Genomic DNA, 13010 nt, shown 5'->3' with positions numbered 1-13010 from the left:
ACCATCATCTAAGGCCCCCAAGTCATGGCTAAGTGGGAAACGATGTGGGATTGCTTTGACAATCAGGAGGTTGGCTTAGAAGCAGCCATCCTTTAAAGAAAGCGTAACAGCTCACTGATCAAGCGATCCTGCGCGGAAAATGTAACGGGGCTAAAGCCATGCGCCGAAGATATGGGTTTGCAGTTTACTGCAAGCGGTAGCGGAGCGTTCCGTAAGCCTGTGAAGGTCAACCGTGAGGTTGGCTGGAGGTATCGGAAGTGAGAATGCTGACATGAGTAACGATAAACAGTGTGAGAAACACTGTCGCCGAAAGACCAAGGGTTCCTGCGTAAAGCTAATCTGCGCAGGGTTAGTCGGCCCCTAAGGCGAGGCTGAAAAGCGTAGTCGATGGGAAGCAGGTAAATATTCCTGCACCAGCTGGAAGTGACGGATGGCATAAGTCGTCGGGGCTTATTGGATTGTTCCCGGCGGTGGCGTCGTCCCTGGAAATAACTCCAGCAGAGACCGTACCCGAAACCGACACAGGTGGTCAGGTAGAGCATACCAAGGCGCTTGAGAGAACTGTGCTGAAGGAACTCGGCAAATTGCACGCGTAACTTCGGAATAAGCGTGACTCACCCTGGGCAACCAGGACTGAGTGGCACAAGCCAGGGGGTAGCGACTGTTTAGCAAAAACATAGGGCTCTGCGAAGCATCAATGCGACGTATAGGGTCTGACGCCTGCCCGGTGCCTGAAGGTTAAAGGGAGGAGTGAAAGCTCCGAACTGAAGCCCAGGTAAACGGCGGCCGTAACTATAACGGTCCTAAGGTAGCGAAATTCCTTGTCGGGTAAGTTCCGACCTGCACGAATGGCGTAACGACTTCCCCACTGTCTCCAGCACAGGCTCAGTGAAATTGAATTCCCCGTGAAGATGCGGGGTTCCCGCGGTCAGACGGAAAGACCCTATGAACCTTTACTATAGCTTCGCCTTGGCGTTAGCGACCGTATGTGTAGGATAGGTGGGAGGCTATGAAGCCGGGGCGCCAGCTCTGGTGGAGCCATCCTTGAAATACCACCCTTACTGTCGTTGACGTCTAACCGAGGGCCGTTATCCGGTCCCGGGACATGGCGTGGTGGGTAGTTTGACTGGGGCGGTCGCCTCCCAAAGTGTAACGGAGGCGCGCGATGGTTAGCTCAGACCGGTCGGAAATCGGTCGTCGAGTGCAATGGCATAAGCTAGCCTGACTGCGAGACTGACAAGTCGAGCAGAGACGAAAGTCGGCCATAGTGATCCGGTGGTCCCGCGTGGAAGGGCCATCGCTCAACGGATAAAAGGTACTCTAGGGATAACAGGCTGATTTTGCCCAAGAGTCCATATCGACGGCAAAGTTTGGCACCTCGATGTCGGCTCATCACATCCTGGGGCTGGAGCAGGTCCCAAGGGTACGGCTGTTCGCCGTTTAAAGTGGTACGTGAGCTGGGTTCAGAACGTCGTGAGACAGTTTGGTCCCTATCTGCCGTGGGTGTTCGAAGCTTGAGAGGATCTGTCCCTAGTACGAGAGGACCGGGATGGACATACCTCTGGTGGACCTGTCGTGGCGCCAGCCGCGCAGCAGGGTAGCTAAGTATGGAATAGATAACCGCTGAAAGCATCTAAGCGGGAAACTAACCTCAAAACAAGGCTTCGCTGAGGATCGTGGAAGACTACCACGTTGATAGGCCAGGTGTGGAAGCGCGGTGACGTGTGAAGCTTACTGGTACTAATAATCCGATCGGCTTGATCGTTTCTCAGCAAAACTCATTCGATTTTTACTTGTCGAAAACAAAAAACGATATCTTCTCATTTCATTCGTGTGTGTCGGGTTGACCTGGTGGCTCTGTCGGAGGTTCCCCACCCGATCCCATTCCGAACTCGGTCGTTAAGCCCTCCAGAGCCGATGGTACTTCGTCTTAAGGCGCGGGAGAGTAGGTCGCCGCCGGGTCTACCCGACACACATGAATGATATCTCGAACCCTTCTTCCTTTACTCACCGCCTTGCCGCGGGATGGAGCAGCCCGGTAGCTCGTCAGGCTCATAACCTGAAGGTCGCAGGTTCAAATCCTGCTCCCGCACCCAAATACAAAAGCCCCCGAAGCTGATGCTCCGGGGGTTTTTGCTGATCCATGCCCTCTCTCGACCCGACAGGCTCGATCACAGGGCAACGCCGCAGGGCTATCTGGGCGTCGGTGGGACGTCGGCTTGGTTTAGCAGTGCAGAACGACCATTCCTGGCGCTGTGGCATCATTCGTTCTGGCGACGGGCATGGAGGCGATCGCTGCGACGGTGTTGCACGGAGACCGCGTGGCGACGGATTGAGTTCTGACGGCCGGCGGTTGGATCGATTTTCGGCTCTGAGGTCGGCCAAGTGAGCGAGTTTTGGGCCCTGCCGCGTTCGACGGCTCGTCGGGCGAAGCCGGTCAGCCAGAGCGGGTCCGAGCTTTTTCAAACATCCTTGGCGCGGCGACGCTGCGACGAGCCTTGCGCTTCGGCAGAACTTCGTCAACGAGAAGACGCCGCCAAGCTGGGCCGTCTCGCGCTATTCGTCGAGCTGGTGAACCACCAGCGCCGCGAGGTTTGGGACTCGAAGTCGGTCCAAGACGCCGAGAGCTTCGTGTCCCTGCAATCAAGGGGGCGCAAAATTATATCGTCCCAAGAGTCGATACACTTCGCGACACGATCCTTGCCGAGGCCAGTCTCAAGACGGACTGGCTCAAGTCGGCTCTCGTCGGGCCCTACCGATCCAACTTATTCGCGGACTCCGCGATCCTATCGCTCATCGGGGGTCCTAGCTACGACAGCGAAGCCTGACCATAGCGTTCGGCTCAGGCTTAGACGAAGCGTCTCCCGCTCGGCTTGAAAGAGATTGGCAGTAAATGCCGATGCCCTCTAGCGTGTCGTCGGGCTAGGGTCGCGTCTGGAAGTCTGCTTTGCGCGTAGGACTCAATGTCCGCTCGTGGCGCTTTGCGGACTGCCGAAGGGCTGAACCTGACTCAACGCGGAAGCACGGTTGGTCCGCTTCAGGGAAGAGGCGTGTAAGCAGAAAGGCATTATGGCTGCGACTGCGCCGTCGATCCCTCGTCTGGGAGACGATGCCCGCAGGTCTACATGGAAACATCGAAATCTGGCGATCCATGCCGGAGAGGAAGAAAGGAGATCAAGAGAGCGCGTCTCCTCTCTGTCATTAAGTTGCATTGTAATTGGTCTAGTCCAGATTTCTCATTGAGGCGTGGGATGTGGACATGCAAGCGCTGGCGCAAAAATTAAAAAACGCGGGACCAATTGGTTTTTCCCTGTTTGCCGGTCTAGCCGGCTTCTGCGCCTATTTCTCCATGTACGCCTTCCGCAAGCCGTTCTCGGCGGCGACTTTCGAAGGGGTTGAAGGCTGGGCCTTCGTACTGGATTACAAGGTCGCCCTCGTGATCGCTCAGGTCATCGGCTACGCTCTGTCGAAATGGATCGGCGTCAAGGTGATCGCCGAGGCGGACGGTCAAGGACGCGGCCGGGCCATCCTGATGTTGATTGGCGCCTCATGGCTGGCGCTGGTCGCTTTCGCCCTGATCCCGGCGCCGTGGAATGTGGCGGCTCTGTTCTTCAACGGCCTGCCGCTGGGTCTGATTTGGGGGCTGGTGTTCGCCTATATGGAAGGCCGGCGCGTGTCCGACGTTCTGGGCGCTGTGTTGTGCGCCAGCTTCATCTTGTCGTCAGGCGTGGTGAAGGCGGTCGGCAAGCTGCTGCTTCAGGCGGGGATCAGCGACCTGTGGATGCCGGCGGCGGCGGGTGCGGTCTTCATGCCCGTGTTGTTGCTCTCGGTCTGGGGGCTGGCGCAGCTGCCGGGCCCCAGCGCAGACGACGAGCGCGAACGTGTGCGCCGCGCGCCGATGAACAAGGATGAGCGGCGACGTTTCCTGGCCGATTACGGCCTGGGAATGGCCGCATTGATCGCGGCCTATGTGTTGTTCACCGCCTTTCGGGATTTCCGCGACAACTTCTCGGCCGAGGTCTGGAAAGCTGTCGGGTACGGCGATGCGGCGGGCGTCTTCGCCGCCAGCGAACTGCCTGTGGCGGTCATCGTCCTGATTGTTCTGGGCAGTCTGATCCTGATCCGCGACAACCGGCGCGCGCTGATGGTCATGCATGGGGTGGTGATCGCGGGCGCTGCGCTGATCGGTCTGTCGACCCTGGCCTTTCAGACCGAGCTGGTGTCGGCGCTGACGTGGATGATCCTGAGCGGAGCGGGTCTCTACATGGCCTACACCCCGTTCAACGCCATGCTGTTCGACCGGATGCTGGCGGCCACGCGCAGGGTCGGGACGGCGGGCTTCCTGATCTATGTGGCTGACGCCTCCGGCTATGTCGGCAGCGTGCTGCTGCTGCTCTATCGCAGCTTCGCGGCGCCGCAGCGGGATTGGCTGCAGTTCTTCATCGGCGCGGCCTACGCCTCAGCGACGGCCAGCTTGGTGCTGACTCTGGCGTCGGCGCTCTATTTCGGGCGCAAGCTGGGGCGGAAGCATCAGTCGCCGACGATACAGGCCGCGCCGGACGCCGCCGCATCTTGAACGCTGGACGTTAGGGCGTGACATCCAGATCGACCTTCACGCGCAGCGCGTCGTGACGCCAGTATTCGTGGTCGTATTCGACGATGCGCCCGGCCGCGTCGAAGCTGGCGCGGATCACCAGAAGGCCCGGCGTGCCTGACTTGACGCCCAGAGCCTCAGCCTCTTCTTGGATCAGCGCGCAGGGCTGCATCTCGACCCGGTTGCGCGTCACCGCCAGCCGATAACGGCTCTTGAGAATCTGCGTCAGTGAGCCGTCCAAATCATGCGCCAGCAAATCAGGCGCCCGCTCCGCCTCGACATAGATGCGTTCGACCAGCACCGGTCGCCCGTCGATCAGGCGGCGTCGCCGGATCAGGTGCACCGACGCGCCCAGCGGCAGGCCCATGGCCTTGGCGACCCCGTCCTGGGCTTCGACAGAGGCGGTCGACAAAGTCTCAGTCGCGGGCTGGCGGCCCTGTTCAGACACATAGGTCATGAAGCCGGCCCAGCGGGTTGGATCATAGGTCACAGGTTCGGGCGAGACGTACCAGCCGCTGCGATCGCGGCGGAAGATCATCCCCTCGGACTCCAACTGGAACAGGGCTTCGCGGATCGTGCCGCGCGCTACGCCCAGACCATCCTGAAGCTGGCGTTCCGACGGCAGCTTGGCGCCTGGCTTCAGCGCGCCGCTGTGGATCTGGCGGGCGATATGATCGCGGGCCACCAGATAGCGGCCCCGATCGCCGGCAGGCGTTTCGGTCGGTGAATTCCACCAGGCAGGCGCAGGGGCGGCGGACATGAAAGCTCGTCGGCTGAGAAGTCGTTGACGCCTTATCGCGTCTTCGCGTCCCGGCGTCGATCCTCTGCGCCGCCCGTAATGAAAACGGCGGCGACCCTTTCGGATCGCCGCCGCCAGGACATCGGACCGTTGATGGCCTCAGTAGCTGTAGCTCATGCGGAACAGGAAGGTCCGGCCCGGCTCCATATAGTCCTTCATGTAGCTGGGGCTTTCACCCTTGGTCGTATAGTAGCGGTGGCCGTCCAGAATGTTCTGCACGTCGAAATCGACCGCCAGTTGTTCGTTGACGTGGTAGCGCGAGTGGAAGTCGAGCGTCTTGGTCGGCTGCACCCATTTGTCGACGGCGTTGTCGCGCAGATCCTCAATGTACTCGCCCTGATAGTTGTAGGACAGGCGCGCTTCGAAGCCGTACTTCTGATAGGTCAGCGAGGCGTTGTACATCAGGTCCGGCGCTCCGACGAAGGAGATCGGACGCCCCTTGCGATAGTCCAGGCCCGTCTCGCCCTCGCTGGTCTGCAAGGTCAGATTGCCCTCGAAGCCGAAGCCGTCCAGCGGCGCGGCCAGACCGTCGAAGCTCTTGATGAAGTTGAATTCGACCCCGGCGATTTCGGCGGTGTCGCCGTTCTTGGGCTGGGTGATTTCGATGAAGCCCTCGGTCGTGGTGGCGTCGACCTGGCTGCCGTTGGTGAAGATGAAGTTGTCGATCTTCTTGTAGAAGACGCCTGCCGACAGGACGCTGCTGCGGTCAGGATAAAACTCGGCCGACAGGTCCAGATTCAGCGCTTCCGCCGGTTTCAGGTCCGGCTGCCGCGGCTGATGGCCAGAATCTCGTTTGTCACCGGATCGCGCGTCACCGATTGCCCGCCCGAGATGTAGCCGTACTCGGGCCGCGAGAAGCTGGTCCAAAGGGCGGCGCGATAGACCCACTGCTCGTTTGGACGCCAGGTCGCCGTCACGCTGGGCAGGAAGACGCCGTAGTCTGCGTCGCTGGTATCGAACCCGCTGGCGTCGCCGTCGTCCGACCAGAAGGTGTTCTTGACGTCGGTCTGTTCATAGCGGCCGCCCGCGATGACCTGCAGGTCGCCCCAGCGCAGCTGCGCCAGAGCATAGGCGGCGTAGATGGTCTCCTGCCCCTGTTTGTCGTCCTGGCTCAGGCGTTCATAGGACATGGAGGACGGGGTGGCGGCCTCGGCCGCGCGGATGGCGGCGATCACCCGTTCGCGGTTGAAGATGGCGCCGTAGTAGTATCGGCCGCCCAGGATGCGATCGACCTCGCGTTCAATCAGGCCGGAGGCAGCCATGGACAGACCGTCCAACGCCGTGCCGGAGAAGTCGCCGTCCCAGATCGGGCTGCTGTCGTACTCACGTTCTGATTTCAGGTATTTGGCGCCGAAGCGGATCTGTTCCAGCGGGCCGCGATCGACCTGGTAGCGAGCGTCGATCTTGAAGGCGAGGCGGTCGTCCTTCTGACGCGAACGGCTGTGGCCTGCGCCGTCCAGCGGCAGCAGCGACGGGTCGCGTTCGACATGGGCGGCGAAGGCGGGCAGTTGCGGCATGGGGAAGCGTCCATCGTAGGACGACCACAGCAGGCCAGTTTCGTTCAACCGCGCAACGCAAGCGTCGCAGTTGTAGCCGATGGAGTAGTTGTCGGGGTTTTCGCGCTCGCCGAAGCTGTAGCTCAGGTCGTAACTCAGCTCGAGCGCGTTCAGCCGGCTGACGCCGCCCAGATTAACGGTGGCCAGGGTCTGGTTCTCGTCGGAAATGTCCATGTTGCGCGAGAACTGGAACGCTTGCGGATCCCACACGCCCGAGCGGCCGTGCAGGGACCAATAGGATTTCCGGGTCCGGTCCGCATCGGTGATGCGGCCGTCGCCGTCGGCGTCGATGATTTGGCCCGTCGTATAGCCGTAGACGGCGCCCAGGCTTGCGTCCTGGCCGATGATCATTTTTTCCGGCGCTGACAGGCTGCGGTCTTCGTCGTTCACCTGTACCAGACGCATGGTCGGGCGACTGCGATAGTCGGTCCAGTCATTGGTCGAGGCGCGCTCGAAACGGTTGTACTGGCCACGCAGGTATAGGTCGTGATCGGCGCCGCGATAGTCGAAGGAAACGTTGCCGCCATAACGCTCCTGTTCGTTGCGGCGGTAGTCTAGGTCGATGCCCGGCAGGTACATGGAGCGTTCGTCGATCGCTTCTTCAGCGTTCTTGCGCCAGATGTAGGGCTCCCATTCGCCGTCGTTTTCGGTCTCTTCGGTGACGCCGTTCGAACGGCCGTAGTTGACGGAGGCGAAGACGCCGAAACGCTCGTCCTTCAGGCGGCGGCCGAAGTCGGCCTGCAGCAAATAATTGTCCGAGGCTTCGCCCTGATCCTTGGCGCGGTCGTTGAAGCCGTAGCTGGCGAACAGGCGCGCCACCGGGGCGTTGAAGTCAAAGGCGTTGGGCGTGCGGAAGTCGATAGATCCGCCGATAGCGTCGCCGTCCATGTCGGGCGTCAGCGTCTTGGAGACGGAAATCGCCTGCAGACCGTTGGGCGGCAGGACGGTCATCGACATCTTGCGGCTGTCGGTATCGGTCAAAGCCACGCGCACGCCGTTGATCGAATAGGCGTTGAAGGTGCCGGCGAAGCCCCGGACGGTGACATATTCGCCTTCGCCTGTCGTCTGGTTGACGATGACGTTGACGCCCGGCAGGCGCGCCAGGGCGTCGGCGACGTTGGCGTCGGGCAGCTTGCCCATATCATCAGCCGACAGGACGTTGACCACGCCATCGGCGCGACGCTGGGCCGAGATGGCGTTGGCGGTGCCCAGGCGTTGGCCAGTCACCACCACCTCGCCGACGACGGTCGGCTGGGCTTGGTCTTCTTCAGAGGCAGCGGCGATCGCCGTGCCTGCAACGGCCCAGGTCAATGCTAGGGCGCTGGCGCCTGCGATGCGGTTCGCCGTGCGCGATGCGACGGCGGCGGAATGAAACGACATTGGTGATCCCCACCCAGAGTCCAGGAGTTTTGGCTGGGAGAGGGCGCTTCTCGGGCCGTCCCCGTCCGCATCGGCGGACGAGGGCGGGGTAGCTGCAAGCCAAACTGGTGTAAACCAGTTGCTTTGATCTACACAAAACATTCATAATTAGAATGTTTTCATATATAAGTATTGTTGTCCGACTTCGGATGTATGCGTGTTACTATTTCGATGTCGCCCGGATGATGTCGATATAATGCGAGACATCAGGCGTAATAACGCCGGGCTGCTTGCCTAGGTCGTCATAGCGGCGCAGGCGAAGGGCCTCCTTGAAAAAGGGTGCGCCTCAAAGGCCGCGCATTCCGCCTTGTTGAACGGTCCGCCCTGAAGACTCAGGCTCAGCGCCGATGCGCCGCTCAGGGCTTCAAGGTAGCCTGGTTCAATGGCGCAAAGATAGCGTTTGGCGGCGACGTGCAAGGCGATCGGGGCTGTCACTTCTTCAGGAAACCATTGAGATAGAAAGGCTTCACCCAGCTTCTCATGAGCTGCATCGTAGCCGTGATCCTCAGCCGCATCGCCCGCGCCTTCAAGGAATTGTCCCACGTCATGCAGCAGGGCCGCCGCGATCATGGCCGGGGTGTCTTCGGCGTCTTCCGCCAGCTTGGCGCATTGCAGCATATGCTCGCGCTGATTGACGTGCTCGCCGTAGCGGCTCTCGCCATGGCGGTCGAAGAGGTCGGTAATCTGCTTCACAGGCGTAGCCCTCGCCGTCGACCAGAGGTCGCAAACGGCTGATCAGTTGTTGTGGAGTGTTTCCGCGCCCGCCCAGTCATTAAACAGTCATGGCGAACCCTTATTGGTCTATACCACAAAATCGTCTTCAGCAAGACCACGGACAGACTGTCATGAACCGCACGCTCATCGCCGCCCTGCTAGCTTCGGCTTGCCTGATCCCGACTGGCGTTCAGGCGATGCAGGGCCAGGCCTGGGATTTCACGCCGCGCTATGAATTGCCGCGCGGTGCAGGACCGCAGCGTACGGACACGCCGTCGCCGTCGGCGAAGCTGACCCCGTCCGCGAGTTCCATGCGGTTCAACGACATGGCGCCGACGGAGCGCCGGAACCTGGAAACGGCTTTTGATTCCAGACGCGATTTCACCGTCGAGATGTGGATTCTGGACCATGTGAATCACCCGGTCGCCGCTGTACTGACGCCGGACGGCGCGAACGGCGCGACGCCCTGGCTGCTGTCCTACCGCGACGGCCAGGCCTCGTTCGGCCCGGCGGACGCGGCCATGGTCGACGCTCCCGACTACAAAGACGTCTGGCGACACGTCGTGGGGGTGCGTCAGGGCGACGCTTGGCGCCTTTACGTCAACGGCGTCCTCGCTGGATCGACCTCAGCGCGCATGACCGGCGTCTCGGAGGCTCACTGGCGCTGACGGCTTACCTAGAGGCCGAGCCCTATATGTCCCTGCCGGACCTTGTGCGCGGCGCAGCGGTGCATGGCCGCGCTCTCAGCGCGGCAGAGGTCGAAGCCGCCTTCGCCGCCCGCGCCGCGCTGGTCGACCAGGGCCGCCTGAACGCCGAGACCTTCCACTTCACCCAGCCGCCTTATCTGAACGCCCCGACGACAGAGGACGTCCAGCTGTCGTGGGAGACGGATCGTCCAGCCCGCTTTACCGTCGCCTGGGGCGAAACGGAGGCTCAGATGCGTCGCATCGAGGTTCTCGCCGCCGAAGAGGACCGTCTGGGTGGCGTGACGCTGGACGGTTTGAAGGCCGACACGCCCTATTTCTACCGCGTCACGGCCTCGACTGAGGACGGGCGGGCGCTGGATTCGGGCCTGTTGTCGTTCCGCTCGGCGCCACTGCCCGGCGCGCCCTTCGTCATCGCCGTCTCGGCCGACACCGAGGCGCGCCCCCATATCAACAACCGCATGAGCCAGCTTATCTGGGAAGAGCGGCCGAATCTGCTGTTGCTGGCCGGCGATCTGACCGACGGCGGCGATATTGATCGCCGCTATCAGTGGACGCACGAGTACTTCCTGGGCATGGGCAGTCTGTTCGGGCGCGTGCCGGTCATCACCGCCCCCGGCAACGGCGAGGGCGAGCAGCACTGGTTCCGCCGCTACCATCGTCAGCCAGGCGACGAGGCCTATTTCAGCCACCGCTACGGGGATGTCGAGTTCTTCATCCTCGACAGCAATCTGGAGGGTAGCGAGGAGCGGAAGCCCGGCTTCCGCGCGCGACAGGCCGCCTGGCTGGAGCAGGCTCTGGCTCGCTCCACCGCCCGCTGGAAAATCGCCATGCACCACCATGACGTCTTCACCAGCGATGAAGACGATCACGGCGACAGCTGGGCCGCCCGCACAACCTACGGCAGCGAGACGATGCAGCGCGAATTCACCTCGATTTTCGAACGCCATGGCGTAGATCTGGTCATCTACGGCCACCTACACGCCTATGAGCGCACCTGGCCGATGACGCAGGGCGCGGTCGATCTCGAAAACGGCGTGACCTATGTTCAGGTCGGCGGCATGGGCGGCAATCTGGAAGACTTCGCGCCGAACAAGCCGACCTTCAGCGCAAAGACGGCCCGGACGCACCACTATGTCATGTTGCGAGGGGCCGGAGACCGGATCGAGGTCGAGATGATCGATATCGAAGGCCGTTCCCGTGATCGCTTCGCGCTGACGAAAAGATGAGGCGAACGACCTTCCTGCTGCGAATAACGGTCAGGCTGGCGCACTGCGACTGGCTACGTGGTAAGCCACGCCCAATGTCCGCTTCACGCACTGGCGTTAATTACCGCTCATGGCGCATTGCTCACCGTTCCTAGGTGGTCGTCATGGGTGCGGAGATTCAGCGACTTCGGGCTATGCAGGAATGCCCATTGTGCTGCTGATGCTATGGTGAGCGTTGCGAGCTCCCGCAGCCAAATACAAAAACCCCCGAAGCTCATGCTCCGGGGTTTTTGCTGATCCATGCCCTCTCTAGACCAGACAGATTCGAACACAAGGCAGCGCCGCAGGGCTATTCCGCAGGCCGTCCCTGAAAAAGTTCGAACTGCGGTGAAGCCTGTCAGGGTGCAGCCGACCCCGACCCGGCCTCATCTCGTCGTGGCCCGGTCGTTTAAGCAGGCCGCAGTCCGACCTGTTGCTCACCCCGCGCGGCCAGGCGTAACTAATCTAAGGACGGTACGCCGATGAATGAAAACTCAGAGGCAAGTCGCTAGCCGATCAAATTCGGCGCGGAGCGCTATTCCCTCTTCGTCAGCCAATGCGGCGTAGCGGAGGGCTGCTATGTCGTTCGCGGCGGGGGTGCTTGAGCGAATGAAGCCTAGGATTTTTGCGTAGCTGGACAGGCCGCGGTCGAAGGTCTCGCCATAGCCCTTGATCAGATTCTGGCATCGCGCGATTTCGAGGGCGACATCCGGTTGCGACGGCGCCCGAGCCTCGATTTCCGCGAGCCATTCCTCTACGCGCTGCTGCTCCTCCTGGTAGCGCAGGGAACTGCGACGCAACGGACGCATGGCGGCCAGCAGGCTTAGCATCAGGAACCAGCGCAGCCGCGTCGTCTCCACATGGCGGCCCTTGGTGAAGAAGCGTCCCAGCAGCTTTTCGGCGGCGGCGCTGTGCAGGAGGCGCCGCCCGATCGGGGCGGGCAGGGTTTCACAGATCTCGCGCAGACGGGGGTGCATGAACTCGGTGACGCTGAGGAGTTGGTCGTTCTTGACGCGTACTTCGCCGCGCACGCGAGCCGCGCGGGAGGCGCGCGTCTTGAGGTCGGCCACCCGGATGGTGTCGTCATAGGCCATCCACAGCGCCAGGGCGGCGGCCGTCTCTGTGGTCAGGGCGTGCGGGGGCTGGTCCAGCGCCGCGATCCGCTCCAGCCGTTCGAGATAGAGGGCGGCGTAGGCCTGATCCTGATAGTCCATCAGACGCTGAACCCCCAGCAGGGCGTTCCTGTGCGCGGCGGCGGGCAGGCGGGCCCGAATCCGCGCCGCCAGCGCCTGGCCGAAGGGCGTGGTCGGTTCAGGCGTCGGAACCGCAGGTTCGTCGGGCGCCGCGACCGGCTGACGGGCGGCCTCGAACCCCTCGGCGAAGCCCTTGAGGTTGCTGTCGACCGCGACGCCGCTGGCGCGGATCGCGTCTTCGAAGGCTTCGCGCGGGAAGGGCAGGGCGCCGCTGCCCGCCAGGGCGCCGAACATGATCGAGCTGATGACGCTGCCGGACCGGGCGGAGGCGGCGTCCATGTCGAAGCCGACGAAGCGGCGCGCCCGCTTGGCGGCGGCTTCGAGAATCTTGCTGCTGTCGGCGCGTCCGTCTCCCATCGCCGACTTCTCGGAGATGGCGTAGATGCGATGGGTCGAGCCGATCAGCGTCGTGCGTTCGGCGCTGACGAAGCCGCGCACCATGGCGCGGCCGACTTCCATCAGCTCGGAGGCGATGACGACGTCGACGTCGCCGGGCGTCGGCATCTGCGCCAGGACAGGCGCGCGCCCGTCGGCGGGCATGGGCGCCAGTTCGACATAGTAGACGGTCGAGCCCGTGCGCTGGGCCACGCCGGGGACCGAGGTGCCCTGAGCCAGCTGGCCCTGGCTGCGGGCGACGCTCTGAATCCAGTCGGCCAGCACGCCGCCGCCCTGTCCTCCGAGCGCCAGAATGGCGATGCAGAGACGATCTCTTTGCTGTGTCATG

General features: G+C 62.2%; 8 protein-coding genes, 1 tRNA gene and 2 rRNA genes (1 of these 11 running past the window's edge). 6 read left to right on the top strand and 5 right to left on the bottom strand.

Features of this window, described 5'->3' with window-relative positions; genetic code table 11:
• The 4 genes from V8F63_RS00440 to V8F63_RS00425 all read left to right on the top strand — a co-directional run.
• Positions 1 to 1765, top strand: a 23S ribosomal RNA gene (locus V8F63_RS00440) (it extends 1015 nt beyond the left edge of the window).
• Between the two features lie 82 nt (positions 1766 to 1847).
• A 5S ribosomal RNA gene (gene rrf / locus V8F63_RS00435) occupies positions 1848 to 1962 on the top strand.
• Between the two features lie 57 nt (positions 1963 to 2019).
• Positions 2020 to 2096, top strand: a tRNA-Met gene (locus V8F63_RS00430).
• Between the two features lie 1163 nt (positions 2097 to 3259).
• The gene (locus tag V8F63_RS00425; RefSeq protein ID WP_392355125.1) at positions 3260 to 4576 is read left to right on the top strand and encodes a DUF5690 family protein; all 1317 of its coding nucleotides are present in this window, start codon (positions 3260 to 3262) and stop codon (positions 4574 to 4576) included.
• 10 nt (positions 4577 to 4586) lie between these two features.
• Here the strand turns inward: V8F63_RS00425 and V8F63_RS00420 are convergent, their stop codons facing one another.
• From V8F63_RS00420 to V8F63_RS00405, 4 genes are all read right to left on the bottom strand, one after another.
• A complete protein-coding gene (locus V8F63_RS00420) occupies positions 4587 to 5354 on the bottom strand; it encodes a UTRA domain-containing protein (RefSeq protein ID WP_292059527.1) in 768 nt (255 codons plus the stop codon).
• Positions 5355 to 5492: 138 nt separating this feature from the next.
• Positions 5493 to 6260, bottom strand: coding sequence for a TonB-dependent receptor (locus V8F63_RS00415; RefSeq protein WP_392354181.1), 768 nt, complete (start codon positions 6258 to 6260; stop codon positions 5493 to 5495).
• Entirely contained in the window at positions 6149 to 8329 is a 2181-nt protein-coding gene (locus tag V8F63_RS00410) for a TonB-dependent receptor (protein WP_392354180.1), read from the bottom strand. The genes V8F63_RS00415 and V8F63_RS00410 overlap by 112 nt, the downstream gene beginning before the upstream one ends.
• A 273-nt stretch (positions 8330 to 8602) precedes the next feature.
• Positions 8603 to 9061, bottom strand: a complete 459-nt coding sequence (locus V8F63_RS00405; protein WP_392354179.1) for an HD domain-containing protein — start codon at positions 9059 to 9061, stop codon at positions 8603 to 8605.
• Positions 9062 to 9213: 152 nt separating this feature from the next.
• Between V8F63_RS00405 and V8F63_RS00400 the strand changes: the two genes are divergently transcribed.
• Together V8F63_RS00400 and V8F63_RS00395 are read left to right on the top strand one after the other, a co-directional pair.
• The gene (locus tag V8F63_RS00400; RefSeq protein WP_392354178.1) at positions 9214 to 9750 is read left to right on the top strand and encodes a LamG-like jellyroll fold domain-containing protein; all 537 of its coding nucleotides are present in this window, start codon (positions 9214 to 9216) and stop codon (positions 9748 to 9750) included.
• 26 nt (positions 9751 to 9776) lie between these two features.
• The gene (locus V8F63_RS00395; protein WP_392354177.1) at positions 9777 to 11015 is read left to right on the top strand and encodes a metallophosphoesterase; all 1239 of its coding nucleotides are present in this window, start codon (positions 9777 to 9779) and stop codon (positions 11013 to 11015) included.
• A 512-nt stretch (positions 11016 to 11527) separates the two neighbouring features.
• Here the strand turns inward: V8F63_RS00395 and V8F63_RS00390 are convergent.
• A complete protein-coding gene (locus V8F63_RS00390; RefSeq protein WP_392354176.1) occupies positions 11528 to 13009 on the bottom strand; it encodes an indolepyruvate oxidoreductase subunit beta family protein in 1482 nt (493 codons plus the stop codon).
• Between the last annotated feature and the right edge of the window lies 1 nt (position 13010).

The organism is Brevundimonas sp. LF-1 (assembly GCF_037055305.1).
Lineage (GTDB): Bacteria > Pseudomonadota > Alphaproteobacteria > Caulobacterales > Caulobacteraceae > Brevundimonas > Brevundimonas sanguinis.
Note: the sequence above shows the minus strand (reverse complement) of the source record. Positions and strands in the feature narration are given on the sequence as shown.

Excerpts from the sequence above, each read along its gene's own strand:
- V8F63_RS00425 (WP_392355125.1), top strand. The coding sequence starts at position 3,260 with ATGCAAGCGCTGGCGCAAAAATTAAAAAACGCGGGACCAATTGGTTTT.
- V8F63_RS00420 (WP_292059527.1), bottom strand. The coding sequence starts at position 5,354 with ATGTCCGCCGCCCCTGCGCCTGCCTGGTGGAATTCACCGACCGAAACG.
- V8F63_RS00410 (WP_392354180.1), bottom strand. The coding sequence starts at position 8,329 with ATGTCGTTTCATTCCGCCGCCGTCGCATCGCGCACGGCGAACCGCATC.
- V8F63_RS00400 (WP_392354178.1), top strand. The coding sequence starts at position 9,214 with ATGAACCGCACGCTCATCGCCGCCCTGCTAGCTTCGGCTTGCCTGATC.
- V8F63_RS00395 (WP_392354177.1), top strand. The coding sequence starts at position 9,777 with ATGTCCCTGCCGGACCTTGTGCGCGGCGCAGCGGTGCATGGCCGCGCT.
- V8F63_RS00390 (WP_392354176.1), bottom strand. The coding sequence starts at position 13,009 with ATGACACAGCAAAGAGATCGTCTCTGCATCGCCATTCTGGCGCTCGGA.